31 protein-coding genes and 1 pseudogene are annotated in these 24,956 nt (G+C 39.1%); 5 read left to right on the top strand and 27 right to left on the bottom strand.

The annotated features are described in order from the left end of the window. The first annotated feature begins 43 nt into the window (after positions 1–43). From PQO01_RS17630 to PQO01_RS17615, 4 genes are read left to right on the top strand one after another with little or no spacing between them, the layout of a single operon-like run. On the top strand, positions 44–493 hold the full coding sequence (locus tag PQO01_RS17630) for a hypothetical protein (RefSeq protein WP_274315487.1): 450 nt from the start codon (positions 44–46) through the stop codon (positions 491–493). Next, complete coding sequence (locus PQO01_RS17625; protein ID WP_274315486.1) at positions 494–1,135, top strand: 5-oxoprolinase subunit B family protein; 642 nt, start codon at positions 494–496, stop codon at positions 1,133–1,135. It abuts the gene before it with no gap. Further along, positions 1,119–1,832 (top strand): LamB/YcsF family protein, encoded by a 714-nt coding sequence (locus tag PQO01_RS17620; protein ID WP_274315485.1) that lies wholly within the window; start codon positions 1,119–1,121, stop codon positions 1,830–1,832. The genes PQO01_RS17625 and PQO01_RS17620 overlap by 17 nt, the downstream gene beginning before the upstream one ends. Beyond that, entirely contained in the window at positions 1,825–2,583 is a 759-nt protein-coding gene (locus tag PQO01_RS17615) for a 5-oxoprolinase subunit C family protein (protein ID WP_274315484.1), read from the top strand. The genes PQO01_RS17620 and PQO01_RS17615 overlap by 8 nt, the downstream gene beginning before the upstream one ends. Here the strand turns inward: PQO01_RS17615 and PQO01_RS17610 are convergent. After that, a complete protein-coding gene (locus PQO01_RS17610) occupies positions 2,580–3,854 on the bottom strand; it encodes a sulfatase family protein (protein WP_274315483.1) in 1,275 nt (424 codons plus the stop codon). The two genes, PQO01_RS17615 and PQO01_RS17610, sit on opposite strands and share 4 nt — an antisense overlap. Before the next feature lie 281 nt (positions 3,855–4,135). Here PQO01_RS17610 and PQO01_RS17605 point away from each other — a divergent pair, with 281 nt between their 5' ends. Continuing rightward, entirely contained in the window at positions 4,136–4,699 is a 564-nt protein-coding gene (locus PQO01_RS17605) for an FKBP-type peptidyl-prolyl cis-trans isomerase (RefSeq protein WP_274315482.1), read from the top strand. 3 nt (positions 4,700–4,702) lie between these two features. On the opposite strand, the gene PQO01_RS17600 is transcribed toward PQO01_RS17605, so the two are convergent. The 26 genes and pseudogenes from PQO01_RS17600 to PQO01_RS17475 form a co-directional block, all read right to left on the bottom strand. Then, entirely contained in the window at positions 4,703–6,031 is a 1,329-nt protein-coding gene (locus PQO01_RS17600; RefSeq protein WP_274315481.1) for an alkyl/aryl-sulfatase, read from the bottom strand. Between the two features lie 208 nt (positions 6,032–6,239). After that, a pseudogene (locus PQO01_RS17595) lies at positions 6,240–6,362 on the bottom strand (GFA family protein); the annotation flags it as partial. 81 nt (positions 6,363–6,443) lie between these two features. Further along, positions 6,444–7,352, bottom strand: a complete 909-nt coding sequence (locus PQO01_RS17590; RefSeq protein ID WP_274314052.1) for an IS3 family transposase — start codon at positions 7,350–7,352, stop codon at positions 6,444–6,446. Between the two features lie 47 nt (positions 7,353–7,399). Continuing rightward, complete coding sequence (locus tag PQO01_RS17585; RefSeq protein WP_274312221.1) at positions 7,400–7,708, bottom strand: transposase; 309 nt, start codon at positions 7,706–7,708, stop codon at positions 7,400–7,402. A gap of 40 nt (positions 7,709–7,748) precedes the next feature. Beyond that, on the bottom strand, positions 7,749–8,090 hold the full coding sequence (locus tag PQO01_RS17580) for a GFA family protein (RefSeq protein WP_274315479.1): 342 nt from the start codon (positions 8,088–8,090) through the stop codon (positions 7,749–7,751). 224 nt (positions 8,091–8,314) lie between these two features. Then, positions 8,315–8,695 (bottom strand): PIN domain-containing protein, encoded by a 381-nt coding sequence (locus PQO01_RS17575; RefSeq protein ID WP_274315478.1) that lies wholly within the window; start codon positions 8,693–8,695, stop codon positions 8,315–8,317. After that, positions 8,695–8,886 carry a type II toxin-antitoxin system VapB family antitoxin gene (locus tag PQO01_RS17570; protein ID WP_274315477.1) on the bottom strand — a complete coding sequence of 64 codons (192 nt, stop codon included), beginning with the start codon at positions 8,884–8,886 and terminating at the stop codon, positions 8,695–8,697. The genes PQO01_RS17575 and PQO01_RS17570 overlap by 1 nt, the downstream gene beginning before the upstream one ends. A gap of 132 nt (positions 8,887–9,018) precedes the next feature. Beyond that, complete coding sequence (locus PQO01_RS17565; RefSeq protein ID WP_274315476.1) at positions 9,019–9,321, bottom strand: type II toxin-antitoxin system RelE/ParE family toxin; 303 nt, start codon at positions 9,319–9,321, stop codon at positions 9,019–9,021. Continuing rightward, the gene (locus PQO01_RS17560; protein ID WP_274315475.1) at positions 9,322–9,525 is read right to left on the bottom strand and encodes an addiction module protein; all 204 of its coding nucleotides are present in this window, start codon (positions 9,523–9,525) and stop codon (positions 9,322–9,324) included. A gap of 141 nt (positions 9,526–9,666) precedes the next feature. Continuing rightward, on the bottom strand, positions 9,667–11,136 hold the full coding sequence (locus PQO01_RS17555; RefSeq protein WP_274312788.1) for an IS5 family transposase: 1,470 nt from the start codon (positions 11,134–11,136) through the stop codon (positions 9,667–9,669). Between the two features lie 108 nt (positions 11,137–11,244). Continuing rightward, complete coding sequence (locus PQO01_RS17550) at positions 11,245–11,427, bottom strand: hypothetical protein (protein WP_274315474.1); 183 nt, start codon at positions 11,425–11,427, stop codon at positions 11,245–11,247. Positions 11,428–11,694: 267 nt separating this feature from the next. Next, positions 11,695–11,913 carry a BrnA antitoxin family protein gene (locus PQO01_RS17545; RefSeq protein ID WP_274315473.1) on the bottom strand — a complete coding sequence of 73 codons (219 nt, stop codon included), beginning with the start codon at positions 11,911–11,913 and terminating at the stop codon, positions 11,695–11,697. Positions 11,914–11,918: 5 nt separating this feature from the next. After that, positions 11,919–12,203, bottom strand: coding sequence for a BrnT family toxin (locus PQO01_RS17540; protein ID WP_274315472.1), 285 nt, complete (start codon positions 12,201–12,203; stop codon positions 11,919–11,921). A gap of 128 nt (positions 12,204–12,331) precedes the next feature. After that, positions 12,332–12,664 carry a hypothetical protein gene (locus PQO01_RS17535; RefSeq protein WP_274315471.1) on the bottom strand — a complete coding sequence of 111 codons (333 nt, stop codon included), beginning with the start codon at positions 12,662–12,664 and terminating at the stop codon, positions 12,332–12,334. 632 nt (positions 12,665–13,296) lie between these two features. Continuing rightward, positions 13,297–13,518 carry a type II toxin-antitoxin system BrnA family antitoxin gene (gene brnA, locus PQO01_RS17530; RefSeq protein ID WP_274315470.1) on the bottom strand — a complete coding sequence of 74 codons (222 nt, stop codon included), beginning with the start codon at positions 13,516–13,518 and terminating at the stop codon, positions 13,297–13,299. Next, on the bottom strand, positions 13,508–13,768 hold the full coding sequence (locus tag PQO01_RS17525; protein WP_274315469.1) for a BrnT family toxin: 261 nt from the start codon (positions 13,766–13,768) through the stop codon (positions 13,508–13,510). The genes brnA and PQO01_RS17525 overlap by 11 nt, the downstream gene beginning before the upstream one ends. A gap of 74 nt (positions 13,769–13,842) precedes the next feature. After that, a complete protein-coding gene (locus PQO01_RS17520) occupies positions 13,843–14,232 on the bottom strand; it encodes a hypothetical protein (RefSeq protein ID WP_274315468.1) in 390 nt (129 codons plus the stop codon). A 57-nt stretch (positions 14,233–14,289) separates the two neighbouring features. Beyond that, on the bottom strand, positions 14,290–14,463 hold the full coding sequence (locus PQO01_RS17515) for a hypothetical protein (RefSeq protein WP_274315467.1): 174 nt from the start codon (positions 14,461–14,463) through the stop codon (positions 14,290–14,292). Between the two features lie 131 nt (positions 14,464–14,594). Then, complete coding sequence (locus PQO01_RS17510; RefSeq protein ID WP_274315466.1) at positions 14,595–14,768, bottom strand: hypothetical protein; 174 nt, start codon at positions 14,766–14,768, stop codon at positions 14,595–14,597. Positions 14,769–14,886: 118 nt separating this feature from the next. Then, the gene (locus tag PQO01_RS17505; protein ID WP_274315464.1) at positions 14,887–15,276 is read right to left on the bottom strand and encodes a hypothetical protein; all 390 of its coding nucleotides are present in this window, start codon (positions 15,274–15,276) and stop codon (positions 14,887–14,889) included. Between the two features lie 1,279 nt (positions 15,277–16,555). Beyond that, positions 16,556–17,998: a carbon-nitrogen hydrolase family protein gene (locus PQO01_RS17500; RefSeq protein WP_274315463.1), complete on the bottom strand. Its 1,443-nt coding sequence runs from the start codon at positions 17,996–17,998 to the stop codon at positions 16,556–16,558. 111 nt (positions 17,999–18,109) lie between these two features. Beyond that, positions 18,110–19,843, bottom strand: a complete 1,734-nt coding sequence (locus PQO01_RS17495; protein ID WP_274315462.1) for a proline--tRNA ligase — start codon at positions 19,841–19,843, stop codon at positions 18,110–18,112. A gap of 182 nt (positions 19,844–20,025) precedes the next feature. Then, positions 20,026–21,699, bottom strand: coding sequence for an ArnT family glycosyltransferase (locus PQO01_RS17490; protein ID WP_274315461.1), 1,674 nt, complete (start codon positions 21,697–21,699; stop codon positions 20,026–20,028). Positions 21,700–21,723: 24 nt separating this feature from the next. After that, complete coding sequence (mgtE, locus tag PQO01_RS17485; protein ID WP_274315460.1) at positions 21,724–23,112, bottom strand: magnesium transporter; 1,389 nt, start codon at positions 23,110–23,112, stop codon at positions 21,724–21,726. A 121-nt stretch (positions 23,113–23,233) separates the two neighbouring features. After that, positions 23,234–24,418: an AIR synthase related protein gene (locus PQO01_RS17480; protein ID WP_274315459.1), complete on the bottom strand. Its 1,185-nt coding sequence runs from the start codon at positions 24,416–24,418 to the stop codon at positions 23,234–23,236. A gap of 133 nt (positions 24,419–24,551) precedes the next feature. Next, positions 24,552–24,950, bottom strand: coding sequence for an L-rhamnose mutarotase (locus tag PQO01_RS17475; RefSeq protein ID WP_274315458.1), 399 nt, complete (start codon positions 24,948–24,950; stop codon positions 24,552–24,554). Positions 24,951–24,956 lie beyond the last annotated feature (6 nt).

Here is a 24,956-nt window from a genome sequence, read left to right as displayed (position 1 = left end):
GTTTAGGCCAATGCCATTGGGGCAGGAGTGGTTGGACTTCACTATGGACAAATTCAAAGTTCATGACAAAAGTCCTGTAAAACTCAATGATTTTACATTAATTCCCGAACCAGTGTTGATGAGGAAATTCATCGCACCAGAGTTTTTGGAAGCAAAAATACATGAGATCGAAGATCTCTTGATTTACATGTGTAGCCGCGATTACCGCGAAGCTTGTGGCTTTATGCACATTGCAGATGAAGAAGAAATTAAAACCTATGGTTCACTCACAATTAGTATGATAGGTGGTAAAACGGGTAAAAAGCCTGGTCTCTTTATCAAAACTCAAGATCACATTGACGAAATCTTTGAGTATAATTTACGAGCGGCACTCAAGCCGATTTTAAGCCCTTTTAAATTGAAGCCCGAGATTGGCTTTACTTTAAACTTTCAGATGAACCCCGTCCATCCAAAATGGAAAGTTCCCGCTAAGTACAAAAAATTAGAGTTTTAAATGAAGAGTAAGCCTGAGTATCAATGTCAAGTACTTGGTGACTCCTGCTTAATTTTTCTCTTTTTTGATCATATTTCAACTGAAAACACACAGTTTATTTTAAGTCTTTTTCGCTCATTAAGTAGTGAAAAAGACTTTTTAGATTTAGTACCTGCTTATTGTGACATCGCCATCCATTTCAATCCATTGCTCCACACAGAGCAGGAAGTCCGTATCATAGTGGACCAACATTTAAGTAAGCTAGAAGTGAAGCAAGATTTTCTCGAAAAAGTTCACCGTCTAGCAGTTCTCTATGATGGAGCAGACCTTCAACGAGTCAGTGAATTGACAAACTTAGACGAGAAGGAAATTGTTCGACGTCATAGCATGGTTCAATACAGGGTCGCCATGATTGGTTTTTTACCGTACTTCCCTTATTTGATTGGTTTAGATCCCACCCTACAAGTCCCACGTTTAGAAAGCCCGCGCACAAAAGTTCCTGCGGGATCAGTGTCTATTGCGGGAGAGCAAACGGGGATTTATCCCAGTGCTTCACCTGGGGGGTGGAATTTGATTGGGCGTATGAACCCAGAAAAATTAAAAAACTTAGAACCAGGCGACAAAGTCGAGTTTATAGAGGTGAAACATGAAGATCAATTGTGATATTGGTGAGCGTGGGATCAATAATGTAATTGATCAGGAGCTCATGACCCTCATAGATATTGCCAACTTAGCTTGTGGTGGTCATGCAGGTGATAGTGAGTCAGTACAATTTTTTCGAGATTTAGCTGAAAAAAATGATGTCCAAGTTAGTGCGCACCTTTCCTACCCAGATCGAGTAAATTTTGGACGTTTGAGCATGAAGCTAGACAGAGATGAACTTTTAGATGCACTCGATCAACAACATAGCTTAGTTAAGGATGTGAAATGGGTCAAATTTCATGGCGCGCTTTACAATGACCTCAATGCAAATAAGTCCTTAGCCAAACTTGTTTATACTTGGTTAGAGGCTAATGAGATTGAAGTTTTGCTATGTCCGCAAAAATCTGCCATTGCGGAGCTCTGTCATCAGCATGAACAAATACAGGTATTAGCAGAGCTCTTTGCTGAGCGTGCGTATATTTATGATCAAGAAGCAGATCAATTTGCCTTAATGCCACGTCAGCAGAGTGGCGCAGTATTAAAAGATTTAGAGGAGGCACTAGCTCAGAGTGAAGATTTACTATTAGGTAGAGTTCTCACTCAAGAAGAAGATGGAAGAAAAGTTCTTCGTGAAATTCATGGAGAGAGTATCTGTATTCATTCTGATGCAAAAATTGCTTTGGAATTAGCTAAAGAACTTAGGAGTCGTCTTGCTTAAATTTATTAAAAAGGGCTTGAGTAGCATCTACGAAGTCGAAGATTGTTTGCCAAGTTATGGACAACAATTTCGCGGCCTTAGCCCCCGTGGACTAATGGATCAAGGAGCTTATGCGGAGGCATGTCAACTCTTGGGCCAACACTCGCCTTGCGTTGAGTTTGTATTAGCACCCGAAATCCAATTTTCCGAGGCGGGAAGTATAGTTCTCACAGGAGCACCATATGGGAATGTACGACTTGATGATGAAATCTTAGCTTTTCACAAAGTCTATCATGTTCGTGAAGGTCAAATTTTGCGCTTTTCGCAAAAACTCCGAGGCTTTCGAACTTACCTAACTTACATGAATAAAATTGCCGAATGTGCTAGTGATGAGCGATCTTATGCTCAACGTTACCCAGAGGCTCACCCTCAAGGCTATATTCGTTTAAAGAAGGGGCCAGAATTTGCGAAGCTCGCAAATCCCGATCTCATTTTAGAGCAGGGCTGGCAGGTGGGAAGTCAGCTGAGTACCATGGGTATGGCGTTGACAAAATGGGGTGATCAATTGCAATTGAATGATACGAAGCAAATGATTTCCTCTGCAGTCGCAGATGGCACCATGCAAATGACTCCCAAAGGTCCCTTTATTTTACTTCGTCATCGTCAAACTATTGGTGGCTACCCACGCATCTTTAACGTCATCTCTAGCGATATTGATTGCCTCGCACAATTCGGCCCCCGCGACTTCATTCGCTTCAAGCTGCTTGATTAAAAAACACTTGGATTCCACCAGGCATTAATTTCTTTCATGAGTCGACTGACTTTTTCGGGATTCTGATTCGCCAAGTTATGCTTTTGCATGGGGTCATTCTCTAGATCAAAAAGCTGAATTTTGTCTTCAGGAGTGGGTTTTTGCCAACCTTTCAAATCAAGTTTTTCGTGAGGCGTGTGCCATACGGTAAGTTTCCATTTCTTACTCACATAAGAACGCGCACGTAGGGAGGTTTCTGGGCGATTGACATCGAGCATATCATGTGTAAAGCATTCGAGAAAGAGATTCTTACGCGATTCGAGTGCAGCTTTATCTAGTAAGTTAATACCAGGTAAGATTGTGGGTTTTTCTACGCCACAGGCAGCGAGGATTGTGGGCATGAGGTCAATGTTACTAGCTAAGTTCTGATCATCCATGTTAGCTTGAACTCTACCGGGCCATTTAATCATGATAGGTGTACGTACGCCTTGTTCATGTGGAGATGCTTTGACGGAGCCTTTGCCCATGCTGCCCCAACCATTGTCGCAGATATAAATAACAATGGTGTTTTCTGTAAGGCCTTTTTCATCGAGGTGATCAAGAAGTTGACCGCAAGTCTCATCAAACCATTCGCACATGGCGTAGTATTTCGATTGTCCCTTGGCACCGAGTTTGATGTATTTATCTTCCAAACGTTTAGGTGGATTATGAGGTGTGTGGGGCATAAAGGGAGCATACCAAATAAAGAAAGGCTTTTCTTCTGATTGAGCTTTTTCGATGAAGTCATAAATGGGTTGCATGGTTTTTCTACCAATGCTCAAAGAATAATCAGAACCATGACGTTGAGTCAGCCCCATATCATCTGTGAAGCCAGAGTTTTTTGGATCAGCATGCCAGTACTTACCCGTTTGTAGTGAGAGGTAGCCTTTGCTTACAAGAAGAGCAGGGATCTGCGGGCATTCTTTGAATTTGTCAATCCAAGGCTTGCGACTGACACCACGAATTGGATCATTCCCCGTTTGGCCATTTTGATGAGAGTAAAGCCCCGTGATCATGGTGGTGAGCGAAGGTCCGCAAACTGCGGTGGGTACATAACCACGTTTAAAAACTATGCTTTCCGATGCAAGCTTATCGATGCGTGGTGTTTGAATCAATTCATGGCCCATAAAGCTGTAATCTGCATAACCTTGATCGTCACTGAGTATCATGACAACATTAGGCAGTTCTTTTGACTTGGCTAAAGCGCTACTAGCGCAAAGGAGAAGGACGGTTAATAGTTTGAATGAATTCATATTTTCCTGTTGCTTAAATTATCATGAAGGCTCGATGATTAACTAAACATCAGATCTTGGTTTTTGTTACAAGAATTCTATATCTTTTAAAATTTAATGAGACTCATAGTCCCGTGTAAACGCTCAAAAAATAATTCTATGCTAAGAACGAAAAGAGCTGGCAAAGGCTTTGAAGATTCTGTCCTTGTCTACTTCCTATAGGTGAATCAATTTTTTTCGTTCTGTCATTGTGGTAAAAATTGACTCTTTAAGTACTTTACCGAAAAACTTTAGGATGAATTATGATTACGAAAAATCAGGTCGTAAGCCTCGATTACTTTATTAAGGATGAAGAGGGCAACACTCTCGAAAGTTCTGCTGAGGGTTTATTAACTTATATCCATGGATACGGCCACTTGCCAATAGCTCTAGAACGCGCTTTGGAAGGCAAAGATCAGGGGACAAATGTTTCTTTAAGTCTCCCGCCGGTACAATGCTTTGGGGAGCACAATGAAGATTTAGTCCGTGTTGTAGGGCCTGAAATGTTTGAAGAAGGCCTTGAGATTAAAGCAGGACTAAGCTTTGAGAATATGACTGAGCATGGGCCTCAACTTATTCGAGTTGTGAAAGTTGAAGGCAATGAAATTACCATAGACTCAAATCATCCCTATGCGGGCTTAACGCTTACCTGGGATGTTGTGGTCTTATCGCTTCGTCATGCGAGTGCAGAAGAAATGGAGCAGGGGGTAGCCTCTGGTATGTATACCGACAAGGGTTGCGGAGGCCGCAAATCTTGCGAAGATCGCCAAGCTTGTTCTACAGAAGGCGATTCAAGCCATCAACATAAGGATAGTTGCAGCCATTAACTCTCACTTCTTTTTTCTAAGTTCCTGTGCAACTGTGAGGTAATAGTTGCGGCCGGTAGCTGTGAGAAGTTTTTCGGCGAGATCTTCTAAAACATCTGCTTTGAGGTCGCGATACCTTTGATTATTCGGCTCAAGAGCGAGTAAATGATCACAGAGTTCGGCACACCATTGCGCATCACCATCGACTAAGGCTTGCTGAGCATGTTTCACTAAGGCTTCTTTGCCGCCAGCGAGTTTGACCATGCCTTGAGCTTTTTCTTTTGGAGGGAGGGAAAATAACTTTGTCGGATTGCCGTCAAACCAGCCTAAGTAACCGGAATAAATCGAGCGAATTCCCCATTGGATATTGCCGTAATATTCACGTAAATAATCTTTGTTACGCAAGTGCTTAGGCAAGTTGATTTTACAGACGAGTTCATCGGGAGTGAGACCTTGGTTAATCCCCTTAATGGTTTCGTCAAAGACATACTTTATTGCATCACGGTAGTTTGTGAGGACTTCGGTGGTTTTAACTTCCCCGATGATGGGCTGAGTATGCCCGGGAATGGCGTGGGCAGGCTTTTCCTTAAGCATCATATCAAGACTCGTAATCCAGTGCTGTACATTGCGGTAGGCATGACCGCGGATGGCATAGAGATTGGGCCAGGATTGATAAAAATTATCACCTGTGAATACAACGCGTTCTTTTGGAAACCAAACATAGAGCTGATCATCAGTTTCGCCTGGAGCCGCCACGAGTTCAAGTTCAATGCCAGCAAGGGAAAGTTTGAAACGTCCATCGACAAAGGTGTCGGTGGGCTCTAGATGTTTTCCCATAAAGGGATTATCAGTTTTGGGAGGGTAAACGGCTGGTGCAATGCCATTGTTGATGCGTTTTTCTGGGGGCAACAAGAAACCTCCCTGTCGAGCTCCTCGGAGTTTGTTGATCTTTATCCCACCTTCAGTGAAGTGATGTCCTTCAGAATTAAAGGGAGCGCGGGTGAAAATCTTAGTTCCTTTTTCTGTGAAAGTGGGGGTGCCTCCAGTATGATCACCATGGCCGTGCGTAAGAATAATTCCCTTGATGGGTAAAGTACTGATTTTGCGGAATTCGCGAAGGACGGCTTCGGCATGATCGGCAAACATTCCTGTATCAATAATAATGAGCCCATCTTCACCAACAATCATAGAGATATTAGCAGGACTAAAACCAGAGGCACAATAAACTGAAGGACTCACCTGAGTGATTTGAGGCTTGAGGTGCTGGTTACGCTCTTTTAACAGCTTTGTTGCATCAGAATCCGCGCAGAGGTAAAATGAAAAAAGCAGTAAAACACTAAGGGTTTTAAACATATATATAGCCTTCGTTATGATTAATCAGATTGAGATTTGAAAATATAATCTTCTGATGATCGAAAAGCTAAACTTTACTCAGGGCTTTTAAATATTTACAGAGTTTTATTACTTTAGTACCTTTTCGGAATGAGATATTTTACAAGTCTATGGAGAATTTGTGCACTTGTATAGATGTCTAGCTACATCATATGAAAAGAATTAGGACTTAATCATTTTTCATAAATATCGCAAAAACCTCTTCGCCGGTCATGTTATGAGTTTCATTGGCAAAATCATAAAACTTTGGTTTAGAGTCAATGAAGATCTGGTGATCAAGTTCAAATTCTTCTATTTCATTGAATTGTGCTGCTTCAGCGGAAATTAGACAGTTAGGCATTTTTTCTTAGCTGAGATTTGTTACATTACTGGCTTATGAAGCTTCTGCAAAGAACTCTAACCTACGAATTTTTGCCTCAGCGAGTTTTCTTTTTCTTTCTTGAATAATACTCACATCTTTACCAATAAGTTTATCGCTTGGAGTAATGAAGCCAATAGAACTATGAAGACGGGTGTTGTTATAGTACTCCACGTACTGCGTGACAACTCTTCTCGCATCCTCTACACTCAAGGGAACTTTTGGCCGGATTGAGCCCTCTTTCAAAGTGTAATGAAAACGTTCTAACTTTCCATTGCTCTGTGGATAATATGGAGAAGTTCTAACATGAGTGAGACCATGGATGGCAATGAATTTTTTGAATTCCTGCCCTGTATACTGAGAACCATTATCAGTAATAATCCTAGGTCTTGCTTCTGGAAACTTCTCCAAAGATCTTTTAACCACTATTTCGGCATCCTGCTCATCCATTGATTCTCGAATTTCCCAATGAAGTAAACAACGACTATAACCATCTAAGACGCCTATAAAGAAGTAAAACCTTTTATTGATCTTCACGTAAGATATATCAGTATGCCAGTGTTCATGAGCTTGTAGTGGTTGCTCAAATCCATTTCCTTTACTGGATTTCTTTGTGGTTTTAGTACGCATAAGCCCTACATCTGATAAAATACGATAAACAGAGGAGCAACTCATATACGCAATATCTTCATCAATCATCATATACGTCACAGCTCGGTAGCCTTCTTGATGATGAGACTGGTAATACTCAATGACAGTTCGTTTTTCATCTTCAGTAATCCAAAAATCCTTGGGTTGTTTACCATTATGTTGATTATCCTTGCCTTCTCGTATTTTCCATTGATAAAATTTACTAGGATGAAGGGCTAAGGTTTTGAGCATACTACGAAGACTGATTTGCGTACGCTCATGCCAACTATACAGGTATTGAACGACCTGATCTCGGATGTTTTTACTAACCCAGTTTCCATTTAGATCAGGCCACGTTTCTTTTTTAAGCTTATATTCTCCGCCACGAGTTCAGCGATAACATCATTTTTCTGTGAAGTAGTCGCTTGGAGTAGTGTATTTTCTTTTTCTACCTTCTTTAAATTACTATCGTTATCCTTGGTGAAGGCTCGAGAACCATTTTCAAAGAACTCTTTTTGCCAACGATAAAATAGCGTCGTTGTAATATTGAGTTCATCACAAATATCAGATACAGGAGTTCGCTCAAGTAGGTGTTTACGAATGGCGACAACTTTCTGGTCGGCACTAAAATAACGGCGTTTTTTAGACATAATTCATTTCCTTTTCGGAGGGTTACAATTTTAAAGTAACTCAACTAAGAAAAAAAGTGATGTGTCCTATTTCAACTGAAGCGTAACAGAATAAACCAACTGGAACGATATACTGATCTTGAGCTTTGAGATGATAAAATAAATGCGTGCCACATTTTGAGCAAAAGCCGCGTTCTGCCCAATCCGAGGAATGATAAATCTTGATGTACTCCTGACCTTCAAAGAGAATGTCATTCTGACAATCAACCCCAATGAAAGGAGCACCTGCCCATTTACGACACATATCACAATGACATACGCCAACTTCTTTACTCATAGCCTTCACTTTGGCTTTGACGGCACCGCAAAGACACTGTCCCTCGGCTTCAATTCTTGAACTCATAGGATCTCCTTTATACTCTTAATTAGAAATACAAATTATGTGATAGTAGACAAAAAGAAAAGCCTTTAATTCGAAAGAATTAAAGGCTTGAAAAGTAAGAGAGCTGATGTTTTTACAGCAGAGATTTTAATCTCTGCATGCTATTAACTGTGTTTTATCTTATATCCTATAGCTGGAATGAGCGAAGCGAATGGATGTTATTAGATTGATCCGTTTGTTAGATATCAGTTGTATATCTCAAGTTTTGTTACTTCGTTAAGTCTGATAAAGTGTTTATCTTCTGAGAACACACAAACTTTATTTTGTATAGCATTTTGAGCTATGATTAAATCAGGAATGCCAATTCCGCTAACACCCGTTTTAAGGCATTTGGTTTGTGTTTTGATTATATCGTCCCAATCAATTAATAATGGTAGTTTTTCAATTGATTCTAAGTGCCTGATTAATTTTAGTTTGTTTTGTATTTTAAGAAACGGAACCAACTCAGCTAAAATAATATCGTTGATTACAATTAAGTTCTCTTCGATTAATAAATCTAAAACATCTTCTCTATGACTATTTCTGAAATATGAAATCCAAATTGAAGAATCTACTAAAACTCTCATTAGCGTTTTCTTAAAGAGTTGATATCAATATCTAAATCAACTTTTCCTTTAAAGTCTTTCAAACCTTCAATTTTTTGTTTTCTTACTAAGTCTTCAATTGCTCTAATAATTAAAGCTGTTTTTGTTTTAGCATGAGTTAAATTCATTGCTTCTTTGATTAAGTTCTCGGGCAAATCTAATGTAGTTCTCATTCTATATTCCTATGCATTGTTTATTTTATCTATGCATACAATATATCGCACTTAGTGTTTTTTCAATTTTTATTATCTAACGACCTAAATCACCTGTTTTCGAGGAACGAGAATTTCAGGTGCGACTACTTGTTAGCGATTTAACCTTTCTGTAATTGAATTAGGGTTTTGTCTCATATCCAAAATAGCTAGTACGTAAACAATGTCGTTTGTTATTTCATAATAGATTGAAAAGGGAAATCTTTTGCATCTTGATTGATATAAGCCAAAATTTTTTGTGTGAATTCCAGAATAAAATTGTAATGATTCAATATCGGATAAAATAGAATTTACAAAATATGCTCCAACACCATCTTCTATAGAATTGTAGAAGTCTTTACCTTGTTTTATGTCATTTCTAGCTTCTTTAAGAACGACAACTTCTCTGTGAATCATTTAAGTTAAACTGTTTCTTACTTCTTCTAATGTTAAGTATTCAGCTTCACCTGATTCATGAAGTTTAACTCTGTGATTTAAAACATCTTGATGCCATACAGGAGTTAAACCTTGTGTGTTTTTTCTACACAATACTTCCCAAAGTTGCTCCATTGTGTGCAACTTTTCAGTATCATCCATTTGTTCTATAATTGCAGTATCCATAATACATTTAATATATGTTCGTTTGTACTTTTGTTCAAATTGTTTCTTTTTCTTCGCTAACGTCTGAGTTTACCTGAATTCGAGGAACGAGAATTTCAGGTGCGACTCTTTGTTCGATTTTCTATTTTTTGTAATTAGGGCTTACTGAATTACTCGCCTTTTGAAATGCTCATTCTCGTTAATGAGACTTATAAAACAATAAACGTGCGCGAATAGCTGCTTATAATACTGGCCGAAAAGTGACAAAAAGGCTAAAGCCTTATCCAAGTTCATCACCATGAATACTAAAGCAATAAGTGTTTCGGATGAAGTCCTAGTTTTCGTAAAGATTCGATCGAGTTTATAGCGTCTTTTGGCTACACCAAAACAGCCCTCTACTTCATTTCTTATAGCTTCATCCTGGCGTTGTATTTCCTTTTGTTCTTCACGTAAAATCGCATCTTTGGGAGGTCTTCCAAGACTGGGTCCACTTATCCTTATTCCGTGTTTTTTACAATACGCTCGATTTTCTTTAGTTCGGTAGATTTTATCAGCATGTGCTGATTCGGGATAATAACCGAAACGCTCTTTATATTTTTCAACTTGTGAAATTAGTTCGGTTCCTTCATTATAAGAATCAAAACTAATCGTATCGACAAAGGTCCAGCCATCGACGACACTGATAGATATTTTAGCTCCGAACTCTGTATGAGCTCCAGCTTTCCCGCGAACAATGGGACGAATATGTGGTTGGTGAATACTTACAATGCGATCATCAACACTTGTTACTTTATTATCATACATGTATTGCTGTTGTTGATAAAGTGTCCCGATCACCAGTAGTTCGCGGTATAAACTAGGTTTCAATAGCCCCAGATCGGCATGCTTTTTGAGTTCATTTATACTAGCGAGGTTCCTCCTTACACAATGAAGTTGTCTATTAATCACTTCACGCCTTTTCTTTTTCGATACACGTTTTTTTAGGACAACACTTAAAAAGATTTTTCTGCCGTCTTCACGATAAGTCCGAGGCTTGACCTTATCTTCGGTATTAAAGCGATGACGCCAAAGAATATCGATGATTTCTTCAGTTTTTTCGCGGGCTTTGTTTAGTAAACCAAGATCTGTTGGATAGTGAATATCAGCAGGGACACAACTAGCGTCAACAATTAAAGCACCCTTATTTGACGGAGGATCATTGTCTGAATCCTTATCGGAGTCTTCTTCTTTTGGACGTGTTGTTTTATGTAATAAATCATCAATATCTTTAATATCCTGAGCTCCAAAACGCTTTCGAAAATGAGTCATCATACTCGGATCAAAAGGTGATTCCTGCTTATATCTTTCAAACCCCAAGAAATATTGAAGGTAGGGGTTTTCAGAAATCATTTCTACAGTTTCTTCATCAGTTAAACTCAGCTTTACTTGAATGATCAGGGAACCAAATGCAGTTCTTGCAGGTAGAGCTTTGGGCCCAGTATGGCTGGTGAAATTTAGTGCATAAATTTCTTCTACATCTTTCCATGGTATTGTTGCCGCTAGCTTGACCCAGCGATTATTGATATTGAGTGTTCCGTCTAGAAAATAAGGTAGATTGGCCATTTTGGGCTCTGTGCCCGTATTTTTATACATCTTATGCAAACCTAATGATTGTTTTGAGGGGTTTTGTTTGCATGTAATATAGCATAATTACCACTTATCTCATTGACTATAAGTAATATATGACTTAATAAGTGAGCCCTAATTAATAATTGAATTGATTTCTATTTTTGTTTTTTCTATTTCAACAATAGCTTGGTCAATTATATACCCATGAGGATTGATGTCGTTGGTATCATAGACCATAAGTAGCCCTTCAGGCTTAGTTGCTTTATGGATGAGTTTATTATAATTTTCAACTAGAATGGGATCTGCATCCTGCATTTGATGAAAACCTTGTAAAATTTGATGAGAAATGACTTTGTCATTGTCTATGTACAAAATTATAATGTTGTCATTTTGAGTGTATAGATCCTCTATATATGATTGTTCATTATTACAGCTGAAAATTAATAAGCTGAAGGTAATTAATAATGTTATGTATTTTCTCATTTTTTATTTATATCGAACGATCTAAATGAGCTGTATTTTCTATTTAAAATTTGATTCAAAACGAAAATATCAGTTCGATTTTTTGGTTCTACTTTTCTATTATGCAGACCAATCCATTTTAAGTTTTCTGTGTTCAGATACACAGTCCTGTAGGTATAGATTAATTAAAGACTGGTAAGGAATTCCAGATTCTTCCGACATGTCTTTAAAGTAATTAATGACATCAGGTCTAACTCTAATAGTAACTTGTTTCTTGAGAGCCTTTGCATAAGGGTTTTTGCGTGACTCCATTTTTGATAAATCGTATTCTTCTTTCATCTTCATCACCTCTTATAGTTTTTAGCTTCATTTTTTGTTGCTTTTCGAGCTGAAATAATTCTAATTATATTATCATCATCTCGATAACAATGGCAAATAAGTAATAATTTGAACTCAGTAGTAAGACCCAACATTAAAAATCTGTCTTCCCATTCAGAGTTGTTTTTATCAAAAAATTCTAATGCTCTCTCATCATAGAAAACAGTCATTGCTTCCTCAAAGGAAACTCCGTGTTTTTCTAAGTTGCTCTGGGCTTTATTTTCATCCCATTCAAATTTTAATTTATTCATATTTACAATGTAAATACATTATATATAAAAATCAAGTTGTTTTTATTTATGTAGAACATCTAAGCTGAGGGAGATTGAGCCTTAGCGAAAATCTTCCTTCCGGCTTTTGGTTAGATCTTTGTTTCTATTCATTTAATTAGTACAAAAATAGCAAGGATGATTCCAGTTATATTTAACAGGAGAATTGGAAAAATAAATTTAATTTTTTCTTTATGTGCTACTCGCCAAACAATCATTCCGATGATTGATAATATTCCATAATAAACAGAATTAAGACTGAATTTTGCTTGAGCTTCCCATCTATCTTTTATTTCAAGATCTTGTTGAGCAATATAGCTTGGTAGAGCTTCAATGGCTTCTTTTGCAAAATTGAGTTGAGCAATGACTATAAAAATTATCATCAGAATAAGCATGAGGTTATCTGATGAGTTGTCATTTATTTCTGTAGTTGATTCAGTCATTTTTTGTATGATCTAACGATTTAAATGAGCTGTATTTTCTATTTGAAATTTGATTCAAAACGAAAATATCAGTTCGATTTTTTGGTTAGTATTTCGTCTTTTTTTTGTTTTTTAATTTACAGAATCTGATCATTTGAGATAATTATTTCTGGTTCAATTTTGTTCTAAAATTATCTAAGTTCTGATCATTGTGAATGTGTGCATCTGCGATTCATGGGATAATCGTTTCTGACATTTAAATTTATTCTATACTAACGATTTAAATGAGCTGTATTTTCTATTTAAAATTTGATTCAAAACGAAAATATCAGTTCGATTTTTTGGTTAGAATTTGTCCATTTTGATTGTTGATAAGCAGCCAAATCAGGGATAAAACTGATGATTCGATCAATTGCTGATTCCGCATTTACTTATTGTGTTTTGAGTGATGATTTGCGTTTAAGTTTGGTGAATTATTGACTCTGCATTTAGTCAGCTTAATTCTGTGATTCCAAGAATAAAGTGATTTGCTTTGTCAGTAACAATTCGTTCTAGATTTACTATTCCAATTTTCATTCTAACGACCAAACTAAGTAGGATTCGAGCCTTAGCGAGAATCTCTACTTCAGTGCCATGTTAGAGTTCATTGCTGTTTAACTGGATAGTTTATCTGCAATCCAAAATTTGATAACAGCTTGTCTAGTAGTGCCTAATCTTCTAGCTTCTTTGTCTAGTAAATGAATCATCCATACAGGAAAATCAACATTTACTCTTTTCTGCTCTTCATCAGGTCTTCTAGCTTTAGAAAGATCTACATGTGCAAGAATGTCATCATGATCGTCATCAAATTTTTTGTCAAAATCTTTAGCTTTCATATAATTCTACCTCTTTATCTCTAGATCTTCTTACTGAAATAATCCTTATATTTTCTTTTCTATAAGTTATAACAGCAGACCAGACTTTTTGTTTTATTTTTCCAATGATTAAGAATCTTTCTTCATCACTTGTTATTGCTGGAATTTCCAGTCTGTCTGGATCATTCCACAATTCTTGAGCTTCAACAAAATCAATATTGTGTTTTTGTTTATTAATCAAACTTTTATTTTTATCGTATTCAAATATCATTGAGTAATATAGGTATAAAAATGGTATAAATCAAATCATTCTACTCTAACGTTTAAGCTGAGGGAGATTGAGCCTTAGCGAAAATCTTCCTTCCGGCTTTTGGTTAGAGTTTTTTTTCTTTTTGAGTTTTGGATAATTAATCCTGTAATAATTCCTACAGGCATAAAAACAATTAGATTCCATAGAGGAATAAATATCAATGCTAATGGAGCTGTTGAGGAAGTTGGAGAAATAAATACTGAATAATATGCAATAGAATCAGTAATGATAGGAAGCAATGGCGCTAATGCTCCGATTACTTCTGATTTTTTATTTCTTAAAATGAGTAATGATGAAATATAGGGGATACTAGAAAATACTAATAAAAGAATGTTAAAACCAAACTTTGTTTCACTTTGAATAAAACATGTATTCATGTGCAATAATATGCCGATAATACTGATTGTTATTCCAAGTTTTTTCATTTTTTTTATTCTACTCTAACGATTTAAATGAGCTGTATTTTCTATTTGAAATTTGATTCAAAACGAAAATATCAGTTCGATTTTTTGGTTAGAATTTGTCCATTTTGATTGTTGATAAGTAGCCAAATCAGGGATAGAATACATGATTCGACCAATTGCTGAGTTCGCATTTACGTATTGTGTTTTGAGTGATGATTTGCGTTTAAGTTTGGTGAATTGTTGACTCTGCATTTAGTCAGCTTAATTCTGTGATTCCAAGAATAAAGTGATGTGCTTTGTCAGTAACAATTCGTTCTAGATTTATTATTCCAATTTTCATTCTAACGACCTAAATGAGCTGTATTTTCTATTTAAAATTTGATTCAAAACGAAAATATCAGTTCGATTTTTTGGTTAGAATTTGTCCATTTTGATTGTTGATAAGTAGCCAAATCAGGGATAAAACAGATGATTCGATCAATTGCTGATTCCGCATTTACGTATTGTGTTTTGAGTGATGATTTGCGTTTAAGTTTGGTGAATTGTTGACTCTGCATTTAGTCAGCTTAATTCTGTGATTCCAAGAATAAAGTGATTTGCTTTGTCAGTAACAATTCGTTCTAGATTTACTATTCCAATTTCCATTCTAACGTCTAAGCTGAGGGAGATTGAGCCTTAGCGAAAATCTTCCTTCCGGCTTCTTGTTAGAGTTTTTTTTCTTTTTGAGTTTTGGATAATTAATCCTGTAATAATTCCTACAGGCATAAAAACAATTAGATTCCATAGAGGAATAAATATCAATGCTAATGGAGCAGTTGAGGAAGTTGGAGAAATAAATACTGAATAATATGCAATAGAATCAGTAATGATAGGAAGCAATGGCGCTAATGCTCCGATTACTTCTGATTTTTTATTTCTTAAAATGAGTAATGATGAAATATAGGGGATACTAGAAAATACTAATAAAAGAATGTTAAAACCAAACTTTGTTTCACTTTGAATAAAACATGTATTCATGTGCAATAATATGCCGATAATACTGATTATTATTCCAAGTTTTTTCATTCTACTCTAACGACCGAGATTAGGGATTTCGAGCGAAGCGAAGAAATTCCTCTGCAGCTCATGGTTAGTTTTTGTTTTCTATTTCTTGTTTCTATATTTATAAAATTCTATCATTTGAGATAAATAATTCAGATCTGATTTTGTTCTAAAATCATCATGATTCAGATAATTCTAACTTCGTGCATCTGCGATTTATTTGGATTCTCATTTCTACAATTTGTGTTTTAATTTTATTTCAAACTAACATTGTTATTAGTGGACATGTCCGGAAATTACTCTTTTTTGGGGAGTTTGGGCTGATTTGGTGATTTTTTCGGAATTTGGGTAATTTCTGGACACGGCTATTTTCTTGTTTTTGAGTTTTGTGGTGGGCTTTGTATTTGGATTGTTATTGTTGTCTGGGCGAGACAGGCTCCGCATCAAAAGTGCTGAGGGCACCAATGTAAAAAGGGGCTATGGTCAGTATGTATATAAAAACTCCTCTCCAGTTTCAGTATTTTTAAGGATAGTATTTTGCTGTGTTATTTACAAGTGTAAAAATGCTAATTGTAAGCTGAAATCACTGTTTCCTAACAGATTTGGGTAATTAATGGACATGTCTATTAATTACCTTCGATGAGATAGGAAGTATGGAAAAGTGAAAGGATTTAAGGAGTTTTTAAGAGGGCTTAAGAGCAATTTTAAATTCTTAATTTTAAATTTTGAATGATTAGGGTCTGAGTGGCTATAAAAGGTTTTTTACTCTGCCAGGTGTGTTCTCAAAGCAGGATGAAAATGTCCATGTTTCTCGCCAAGACGCCAAGACGCCAAGAGAGAATGAGTTTGGCTTAAGAGCGGATTGCGGCTGACGCCGCGTATGGAATGAGCAGATGGATTTATAGATTATGAGACGAGGGAGCGCTGCCCCTCATACACCCCGCGAGGAATTGCCATTCCTCGACCAGGCGGTAGAAGGCGGGGGAGAGTGAAATTTATGTCGGCAGTTTGGGGACTCTGCCCCCTTCCCAGCGAGGTTTGCCAGTCATCGATGGGCGGTGGGTGAGAAGTGGATTTTGAATGATTAATTCTTAATTTTATATTCTTAATTTTGAATGATTAAAGAACTAGGATGAGTTTATGAATCGGAGAAGAGTGCTTAAGGGAAGGTCAATAATTTGGGGACTCTGCCCCCTTCCCAGCGAGGTTTGCCAGTCATCGATGGGCGGATGGAGTGAAATTTATTGAAAAGAATGGGATGAAGCAGTTCTAAGATTCCTGTATTCTGACAGTGTTCGTCATATTACCCTAAGGTGGTTTTTCTTTTTCTGAAAAATAAGATGAAGGAATAAAGGAAGGCGAGTGCGGAGATAAGGAGGGCGGGGTAGATGAGGAAGCGGTCTAGGGGCCTGGAGCCCGCTTTTTCTAATGATATTTGTGCTGAGAGGCTATCGCCTTGGCCGGGGAAAGATCCTTCTTGTAAGACAAGACCTCCTTGATTCACAAATTGGGAAATACCTGAGCTACAAACTCGAAAAACGGGGATGCCGTATTCGCTGGCACGCGTTGGTGCAATGCGGCCATGTAGTTTGTGTTGTCGTTCCCCCCAGTGTTCAACATCCATGGTGGGGATGAGCAGGGCTTGAGCTCCTTGGCGAACGAGCTCGTCGGTGATTTTTGTGTAACTTAAATCATAGCAAATGCAGATGCCGATTTTTCCCCATGGTGAATTCCAAAGTTTTTGACTTGGTGCGGGGACGCCATCATTAAAAAACTGAATGGGCATGACTTTTGCCTGTTTGAAAACGACTTCTCCTTTAGGCCCAATAACGACGGCCATGTTATAGAAGGGTTTATGTTTGAGCTTTTTGTGAAGACTTTGTTTGTTGGATTGGAGTTCAGGCGCATTCTCTATGGTTTCGGTCGTTCCGGCTAAGAGGTAAGTCTTGTTCTTTTTACACCAATCTTTGAACATTTGAGGGATGCCATCACTAAAGGTGTATTCACTGAAAAAATAGAGTTTTGTGTCGGGATAAGTGGCCTTAGCTTGGTCGAGCGAATTGAGCATTTCTTGACGGGAGCCCATTTCCCATTGAATACCGGTGATTCTTGGCTCAGATAATAATTCTTCATTTTTTAGAGGGATGAAGTTAGGGATTTGGCAGAGCACAGCGAAAGATAAAATGGTGAGTGACAATTTTTGTTTGTTGCGTATGAGGCTTTCACTGATAGATATGAAAACGAGACAAAGGAAAGAAATGCCAAAGACTCCCCAAATACCCAAGCCGGAGAAGTAACTGGCATCGGCAAAGGCAAGGCCGGGAATTAACCAAGAGAATTTTAGGGCGTAGAGTTCACAACGGATGAATTCTAGTGAGAAATAGAGTAGTGGAATTAAGATGATGAGAGCTTTTTCGGAGTAGACTTTTCGTAGCCAAGATGAAATGGCAATAAAGATGGCAAGCCAAAAACCTAAAATGCAAAAGAGGCTATAGGCAAATTGGTTGAAGATGCTAATAAAAAATTGTAAGTGATAGATATATAAACTGAATGATAAAAGCATGCCAGTGAGGAAAGCTTTTGGGACGGACTTCATTTTGGTGATTTGGAGAAGGGCAAAGAAGTAAATTGGGAAGAAAAATGTTGCACCTAAATAGGAGAGGTGAAAACTCATTGCGGCGAGTATGAAATATGATGTGTGGCGAATGAATGGTTTTTCTTGAAATAACTTTTTTATCTGTGACATGGCTTCCCTTTCCTATATGTGCTTTCCACTAGTTTAGTCTAGAGAATCTATGGGGGCAAGAAAAAAGGGCTTAAACCCGGTGGATTTAAGCCCTTTAAAATTTTGATTTGCTTAGTTGAACTTATTGAGTTCTGTTTTGACGCGATTTACGATGAAATCAAAAGCATGACCTTTGGGGATGAGTTCTTTTTCGCTACCATCGCGTGTTTTGAATTCATAGCAATCTTCGGCCATTGATTTCTTGGAAATGATCAAGCGCAAGGGGACGCCAATGAGGTCGGCATCATTGAAGGCAAAGCCCGGCTTGGGGTCGCGATCATCAAAGATGACTTCAATACCTGCTTGCTGTAATTTTTTGTAGAGTTCTTCAGCTTCTTCCTTAATGGCTTCTTGTCCGCCAGTGAGGGCAATGACATGAACTTGGTAGGGTGCGATAGATATGGGCCATACGGGGCCCCATTTATCATTGCGTTGTTCGCAAACAGATGCGAGGGCACGGCCAACGCCAATACCATAGCAACCCATTGTTGGGATTTGGGCTTTACCATTTTGATCGAGGTAACGCACACCCATGGAGTCAGAGTATTTAGTGCCAAGTTGGAAGATGTTGCCCACTTCAATGCCTTTGAGCATTTCGAGTGGTTCTCCAGTGATGGGACAAGGGTCGCCTTCGCGTACAGTGGCGATATCAATAATCTCAGCCTCACCATCAAAATCACGTTGCCAGTTGAAGTTTTTGTAGTGGTACTCAGCTTCGTTAGCACCAACGACTAAGTTGGAACTTTCTACGGCAGAGGGATCGGCAATAATAATGACTTTGTCTTTATTAAGTCCCATGGGGGCAGCAAAACCAGGAACAGAACCAGCCGCAAGGATTTGCTCATCGTTAGCGGGGATTAAATCATTGCAGGAAAGGTGGTTGCCGAGTTTGGTTTCGTTAACTTCTAAATCGCCACGAATCACACAGAGGATGACTTTATCTTCGATGGAAGCGGAAGAATAAAAAACCGCTTTGGCGGTATCGCTTTCTTCTACACCGAGGAATTGTGAGACTTCTTCAATTGTCTTTTGTGTAGGCGTATGTACTTTTTCGAGTTCTTGAGCGGCTTCGTTTTTGTAGGCAAGTTTTGAAGTCGCAATTTCACGGTTGGCTTTGTATTGGCGATCGGGTGAGAGGAAGAGAGTATCTTCACCAATTTCGGAGACAGCCATGAATTCATGTGAAAGTGAACCCCCAATCATACCTGCATCAGATTCGATTGAAACGCAATCAGTTAAGCCAACGCGTTGGAAAATACGTTCGTAGGCTTTGTGAACTCGATTGTAATAATCGGAAAGGCATTGCTCGCTCTCGTGGAAAGAATAGGCATCCTTCATAGTGAATTCACGAACGCGAATTAGACCAGCACGTGCACGTGCTTCGTCACGGTATTTAGTTTGAATTTGGTAGACTGAAGCCGGTAATTGTTTATAGGAAGTTATTTCGGTTCTCGCCATGTGACAAACAGCTTCTTCGTGAGTCATGGCCAAGACCATGTCTTTTTGATTGCGGTCTTTGAAGCGAAGGAGGCTTTGATCTACGCTATCATAACGACCGGATTCTTGCCAGATTTCGGCTGGATTGACAACGGGCATCATGATTTCTTGAGATTCAACCGCATCCATTTCTTCACGGATGATGTTTTCAATTTTTGTGGTCATGCGCTTGGCAAGTGGGAGAAGGGTGTAGATTCCAGTAGAAACGGGGCGTATATAGCCACCGCGCATGAGGAAGATATGACTGGCGCTTTGAGCATCTTTGGGTGCTTCTTTAACGCGTTTTCCGACGAGTTTTGAGAGTCTCATATGAATTGTTTCCTAAAGTGAATAATAAAAAGTCCGCTAATCTAATACAGGATTAAGTAAAGGGAATTCAGCTTTAAAAAAAAGATGGGGATGAGCGCAGGAAATGCTTTTGAATTAAGCTGTAGAGTTATTAATACATGCAGTACTAGGTCGTGGAAATACAGCTTCTTTTTAAAGATTGCTTAAGGCAGTGAATTCGATTGTTTGGTTTCGCCATTTTTTATTAAAACGACATCGCCTTTATAGACTTTAATCACCTTGTTTTTGATGTGGATCGGTTCACTAATAGCACCCCATTTATAGCGTACAGAATCAGTACAAATACGAACGGGTTTAGATTCCGAACCGATGACATAAATGCTGTCTTCGAGTTCAGAGGGCTCGAGCGGGTCGATGACTTGCTGAGTATTATTTTTCAAATAAAAGAGCTCAGGACGAAGTTCAAGACCAGAGAAGTTATAAACTTTTTGAGACTGATCTTTAATACTTTGTTCGATAAGGCGGGCGGTATGTTTTTGGCTATACTCAAATTCTTCGAGTCGCATGTGGCGAGCAGAATCCACACTGAAGTAGATGAGGATAAGGGCAAAAGCAATTTTATACCAAAGTGCCTGACGTTTAAACATTTTAAAGAAGGTTAAGATAGAGATGACGATACCCGAGATGATGAGGATTAAGGCTGTGTTTAAATGAAGGCTCTGATAATTAGTATTTTCTTGATTGAGCAGTGGATAGATCATGGTAGCGATGACAGCAAGGCTAATGAAATTAAATATTATGAGCACCTGTACGACTTTATTAATGAATTTTCCGTAGCGGCGGGCATAAATGGGGTAGTGAAGAGCGGCCATGACTGAGAGTGGATAGATGAGTGGTAGCAATGAATAAGCATTTGTTTCGGGGTAAAACATAAAGGTAAAAAAGATGACGCAAGTAATTCGACGCATAAAGCGAAAAATCTCTGGTCCCGCTTCGGAAGTTTTTTCAATGAGACGATAAGCTTCGCAGAAACCTGTCCAAGCAATAAAAGTCCAGGGTAAATAATAACTTAGTGAGTTGAAAGCAAATTTAATAGAGGCTTTGAAGTAGCCTTCATCAAAAGGAAAATCGGGGCGTTGAGGAGGCGTTACATCAGTACTGAAATAAGTGAAAGCTAAGTCGCGACTCGAGGCAAAGTTAGTGAAGATATACTGCACAGCAATAATAATGAGAACGTTAAAACTGACTGCGCTGAGGTGCGGGAGCATGACTAGGCGCTTGCGTACGTCAGTGGGGCGGTTCATGAATAGGGTAGGGAGATAAAAGAAGAGGTACATGTGAGGGCCGTTGACTGATGCGGCTAGCGAGGTAAAGAAAACACCCCAGAACCAAGCTTTGAACCAGCGCTTACTCTTACGACTAATGCTATACCAAGAGAGCCAAGCACAGGACATAAAGAATGCCGTCAATAAGCCTTCTTCAGCACGTGTGGACATGTTGACGGCAGCGACTGAAGTCATGCTGAAAACAAGTGCAGGCCAAGATGATTTAATGCCACCAAAGCGCTTGGCAGAGAAGAAAGAGATGAGGCCAATGCCAATGAGTGAGATGACTGAAACTAAGCGCAGGCTAAAATGATTAATTTGCCCCCCACTGAAAAACAAACTGAGCCATGCGAAAAAGGGCGATCGCTGGGTTTGCTCACCTAACATTGAGTTCTCAAAAAAACCTTGTTCACTAATATGGCGCGTTATGTGACTAAGAGTACTTTCGCGATTGGTGAGTTCGTAAGAGTAATTTTCTAGAGAAATGTAAGAGAAAAACACCGTCAATAAGACGATTAATGCAAGGGGCTTGGTGTTTTTTTCATTATACATTATTTGTTCTTGTCGAAGGTGGTTTTAGAGGAAGACTCTTAGGAGTGTGGTGGCAATGAGGAAGTAGATAAATGAGGATAAAATATCGTTCATTGTGGTGACAAAAGGTCCTGCTGCGACCGCGGGGTCTAAACCGCCTTTGCGTAGAGCGATGGGGATTAGCGTACCAATTAAACTGGCTGTAGTCATGCCAAAACAAACCGAGAAGAAGATGATCTTTGCGAGGATAAATGGGTTTAGGCTATTGCCATCACTATAGAGTAGGGGGATGCCGATGTAGGCAATGATCCCAGCGATGAGGCCACAGACGATACCCATGAGAAGGCCGGAGAGGGTTTCACGTAAAACTAAAGAATTAAATTCTTCAGGCATAATCTTTTCAAGAGCTAGTTCACGGATAAATACGGTGGCGGCCTGCATACCAGTATTGCCACCCATGGCAGCAATGACAGTGGGGAAGGCGGCAAGGACAATGAATTTGTCGAGGGATTTGAGGAAATGGCCAATGACAAAGGCATTGGTCAAAGCCAAGAGTAGGGTGACAACCAACCACGGGAGGCGGAGGCGGATGGCTTCCATGAGGTTGGCGTCGTGGGAAACGACTTCGCTAGTACCAGTCATGATGGCAATATCTTCGTCCGCTTCATCAATTGAAATATCGAGGATATCATCGACAGTAATGCGACCCACAATTTGATTGCGGTGATCGAGTACGGGCATAACCCAGAGGTTGTACTTACGGAATTTGGCCGCGATTTTTTCTCGGTCTTCATCGAGGCTGGCCCAGATTGAACTTGGTTCGGCAATCTCTCCGACTTTTTCACTAGGGTTGGCATTGATGAGGTCAATGAGTGAGATAGCGCCCTGAAAGTGTTTGGAGACAGAGTCAATAACATAAATGTACATGACGGGGTCTTTCAGCGTTTCGGGTTGCAGAGAATTGAGGACATCTTTGACAGTTAAGTTATTCGGGAAAGCACAGAGTTCCGAAGTCATGATACCGCCACCAGATTCCTCGTCAAAAGACAGAAGCTTGGTGATGTCTTGGCGGACGTCGGTTTCTAGGTGAGTGAGGATTTCCTTAACGAGGGTTTCGTTCTCTAGATCGGCGAGGAAGTCGGCCGCGTCATCAGAAGCCATTTCTTCGATGAGTCGAGTAATCTCTTGGGGGTCAGCTTTCTCTGTGAGCTTAAGCTTTAAATCATCTTCGAGTAGGGAGAGGAGCTCGGCGCGCTTTTCTGTGTCTTCAGTTAAGCGAAAAATTTTTCTTTGATCTTTAAAGTCATTAAATTGTGAAATGACTTCTTCAATATCGGCAGGCTCAAGAGCGAGAAGCTCTTCTTTGATTTGCTTATCATCCTCTTCTTTGAGAAGAGTTGAAATGTGCTCAAACCATATTTGTTGATTAGACATGTGAGTGCCTCCTAGGAAGAATCAAAATTAGCCCTAAGCTAAGCTAGGAGCTAGGAAATACAAAGCTTAAGGAATTTAAGTTCAATTCATTATCTGAATTGAACTTAAAAAACCGATGTAACTAGTAGTTAAACTCACCATAGGGTGATGTAACTGTGACCTTGTTGCCTTGGGCATTGTCTTCTAGACGACCAATAACTTGGGCTGGGATACCAAAGGATTCTGAGATTTTAATAATATTATCTGCAATAGCTTCGTCAACCATTAGCTCAAGGCGGTGGCCCATGTTGAATACTGCATACATTTCATGCCATGGAGTATTTGAACATTCGTGAATGTATTTAAAGAGTGGTGGGATATCGAATAAGTTATCTTTGATAAAATGTAAGTTGCTACCAAAGTTACGGCACTTACTTTGAGCACCACCACTACAGTGAATGATGCCGCCAATGCGGTCGCGACCGAGTTCGTCGAAAATAGTCTTAACCACAGGAGCATAAGTACGAGTTGGAGAAAGAACGGCTTTACCCATATCGAGGGGCATGTCATCGACTTTGTCTGTGAGCTTATATTTACCGCTAAATACGAGGTCCGCTGGAGTGTTTGGATCAAAAGCTTCAGGGAAACGACTCATGTATTCTTTGGCAAAAACATCGTGGCGTGCAGAAGTTAAGCCATTGGAGCCCATGCCAGCATTATATTCATCTTCGTAAGTGGCTTGACCATGAGAAGCAAGTCCGACAATGACTTGTCCGGGCTTCATACGTGCTGCGTCAATGACTTGAGATTTTTTGATGCGTGCACTTACCGTTGTGTCGACAATAACAGTACGAACGAGGTCGCCAACGTCAGCGGTTTCTCCACCAGTGTTAACCATTGGGATGCCATTGTCATTAAAGAATTGGATGAGTTTTTCATTTCCTGCGATAATCGCAGAAATGACTTCGCCAGGGATATTGCTTGCATTACGGCCAATTGTAGATGACATGAGCATGCCTTCTGTAACGCCGACGCAAATCATATCGTCAACATTCATGACGATGGAATCTTGAGCGATGCCTTCCCATACACTGAGGTCACCAGTTTCTTTCCAGTACATGTAGGCTAGAGATGATTTAGTTCCGGCACCATCAGCATGGACAATATTGACGTGATCATCGCTTCCACCTAAGAAATCGGGAATGATCTTACAAAAAGCTTGAGGGTAGAGACCTTTGTCGACGTTTTTAATAGCGTCGTGAACTTCTTTTTTGGAATAAGAAACACCGCGTTTGGCGTAGCGTGATTCAGCTTCGTTATTTGACATGGCTTAGATCCTTGAAAATTTTATAAAATAATTTTCATAGTTTAAACGAAACACGCCGGCTTTCAAACTCTCTAATCAGCTAAGTCAAGACTTATTGAGTCAGAAGAAATTAGCCGATTAGACTTGCTTGGAATTAGGAGAAAACGAATTGCCCTTCAATGGCACGTCGCTCTTCTTTTTGGTCCATTTTATAAATGCGCTCCATGAGTTGCCACTTGTCTTCAGCAGAAGCATCGGCTGAAGTGTTTTGGAATTTAGCCATGGAGGCTTCCCATTCACTTTGACGAGGCATTGTTGCGAGCTTCGCAAAAGCACTATCGTGATCAAAGTCTGCTAGGGTTTCCATCACCATAAAGAGACGATTGCTAAAAATATATATTTCCATATCGATAATACCGACATCTTTCATGCCCTGAGTGATCTCTGGCCAAGCCTTGCCCATGGAATGAGCTTCAGTATATTCTTTGATAAGTGCAGGGTCATCTTTGACTGTGAGTGTTTTGCAATAACGTTTACATTTAATTTCAGGCATAATGAT

The organism is Lentisphaera marina (assembly GCF_028745505.1).
Taxonomy (GTDB): Bacteria; Verrucomicrobiota; Lentisphaeria; order Lentisphaerales; family Lentisphaeraceae; genus Lentisphaera; species Lentisphaera marina.
This window is presented reverse-complemented; position numbering and strand designations above follow the sequence as displayed.

What these genes read in the sequence shown, in the direction of transcription:
- brnA (WP_274315470.1), bottom strand. Translation starts at nt 13,518, where the DNA reads ATGAAAGCTAAAGATTTTGACAAAAAATTTGATGACGATCATGATGAC.
- PQO01_RS17575 (WP_274315478.1), bottom strand. Translation starts at nt 8,695, where the DNA reads ATGAGAGTTTTAGTAGATTCTTCAATTTGGATTTCATATTTCAGAAAT.
- PQO01_RS17600 (WP_274315481.1), bottom strand. Translation starts at nt 6,031, where the DNA reads ATGTTTAAAACCCTTAGTGTTTTACTGCTTTTTTCATTTTACCTCTGC.
- PQO01_RS17560 (WP_274315475.1), bottom strand. Translation starts at nt 9,525, where the DNA reads ATGGATACTGCAATTATAGAACAAATGGATGATACTGAAAAGTTGCAC.
- PQO01_RS17480 (WP_274315459.1), bottom strand. Translation starts at nt 24,418, where the DNA reads ATGTCAAATAACGAAGCTGAATCACGCTACGCCAAACGCGGTGTTTCT.
- PQO01_RS17515 (WP_274315467.1), bottom strand. Translation starts at nt 14,463, where the DNA reads ATGCAGAGTCAACAATTCACCAAACTTAAACGCAAATCATCACTCAAA.
- PQO01_RS17525 (WP_274315469.1), bottom strand. Translation starts at nt 13,768, where the DNA reads ATGATATTTGAATACGATAAAAATAAAAGTTTGATTAATAAACAAAAA.
- PQO01_RS17550 (WP_274315474.1), bottom strand. Translation starts at nt 11,427, where the DNA reads ATGCAGGATGCAGATCCCATTCTAGTTGAAAATTATAATAAACTCATC.
- PQO01_RS17475 (WP_274315458.1), bottom strand. Translation starts at nt 24,950, where the DNA reads ATGCCTGAAATTAAATGTAAACGTTATTGCAAAACACTCACAGTCAAA.
- PQO01_RS17630 (WP_274315487.1), top strand. Translation starts at nt 44, where the DNA reads ATGGACAAATTCAAAGTTCATGACAAAAGTCCTGTAAAACTCAATGAT.
- PQO01_RS17605 (WP_274315482.1), top strand. Translation starts at nt 4,136, where the DNA reads ATGATTACGAAAAATCAGGTCGTAAGCCTCGATTACTTTATTAAGGAT.
- PQO01_RS17565 (WP_274315476.1), bottom strand. Translation starts at nt 9,321, where the DNA reads ATGATTCACAGAGAAGTTGTCGTTCTTAAAGAAGCTAGAAATGACATA.
- PQO01_RS17505 (WP_274315464.1), bottom strand. Translation starts at nt 15,276, where the DNA reads ATGAAAAAACTTGGAATAATAATCAGTATTATCGGCATATTATTGCAC.
- PQO01_RS17510 (WP_274315466.1), bottom strand. Translation starts at nt 14,768, where the DNA reads ATGCAGAGTCAACAATTCACCAAACTTAAACGCAAATCATCACTCAAA.
- PQO01_RS17620 (WP_274315485.1), top strand. Translation starts at nt 1,119, where the DNA reads ATGAAGATCAATTGTGATATTGGTGAGCGTGGGATCAATAATGTAATT.
- PQO01_RS17610 (WP_274315483.1), bottom strand. Translation starts at nt 3,854, where the DNA reads ATGAATTCATTCAAACTATTAACCGTCCTTCTCCTTTGCGCTAGTAGC.
- PQO01_RS17520 (WP_274315468.1), bottom strand. Translation starts at nt 14,232, where the DNA reads ATGAAAAAACTTGGAATAACAATCAGTATTATCGGCATATTATTGCAC.
- PQO01_RS17585 (WP_274312221.1), bottom strand. Translation starts at nt 7,708, where the DNA reads ATGTCTAAAAAACGCCGTTATTTTAGTGCCGACCAGAAAGTTGTCGCC.
- PQO01_RS17580 (WP_274315479.1), bottom strand. Translation starts at nt 8,090, where the DNA reads ATGAGTTCAAGAATTGAAGCCGAGGGACAGTGTCTTTGCGGTGCCGTC.
- PQO01_RS17555 (WP_274312788.1), bottom strand. Translation starts at nt 11,136, where the DNA reads ATGTATAAAAATACGGGCACAGAGCCCAAAATGGCCAATCTACCTTAT.
- PQO01_RS17540 (WP_274315472.1), bottom strand. Translation starts at nt 12,203, where the DNA reads ATGAATAAATTAAAATTTGAATGGGATGAAAATAAAGCCCAGAGCAAC.
- PQO01_RS17625 (WP_274315486.1), top strand. Translation starts at nt 494, where the DNA reads ATGAAGAGTAAGCCTGAGTATCAATGTCAAGTACTTGGTGACTCCTGC.
- PQO01_RS17500 (WP_274315463.1), bottom strand. Translation starts at nt 17,998, where the DNA reads ATGTCACAGATAAAAAAGTTATTTCAAGAAAAACCATTCATTCGCCAC.
- PQO01_RS17545 (WP_274315473.1), bottom strand. Translation starts at nt 11,913, where the DNA reads ATGAAAGAAGAATACGATTTATCAAAAATGGAGTCACGCAAAAACCCT.
- mgtE (WP_274315460.1), bottom strand. Translation starts at nt 23,112, where the DNA reads ATGTCTAATCAACAAATATGGTTTGAGCACATTTCAACTCTTCTCAAA.
- PQO01_RS17490 (WP_274315461.1), bottom strand. Translation starts at nt 21,699, where the DNA reads ATGTATAATGAAAAAAACACCAAGCCCCTTGCATTAATCGTCTTATTG.
- PQO01_RS17495 (WP_274315462.1), bottom strand. Translation starts at nt 19,843, where the DNA reads ATGAGACTCTCAAAACTCGTCGGAAAACGCGTTAAAGAAGCACCCAAA.
- PQO01_RS17535 (WP_274315471.1), bottom strand. Translation starts at nt 12,664, where the DNA reads ATGACTGAATCAACTACAGAAATAAATGACAACTCATCAGATAACCTC.
- PQO01_RS17570 (WP_274315477.1), bottom strand. Translation starts at nt 8,886, where the DNA reads ATGAGAACTACATTAGATTTGCCCGAGAACTTAATCAAAGAAGCAATG.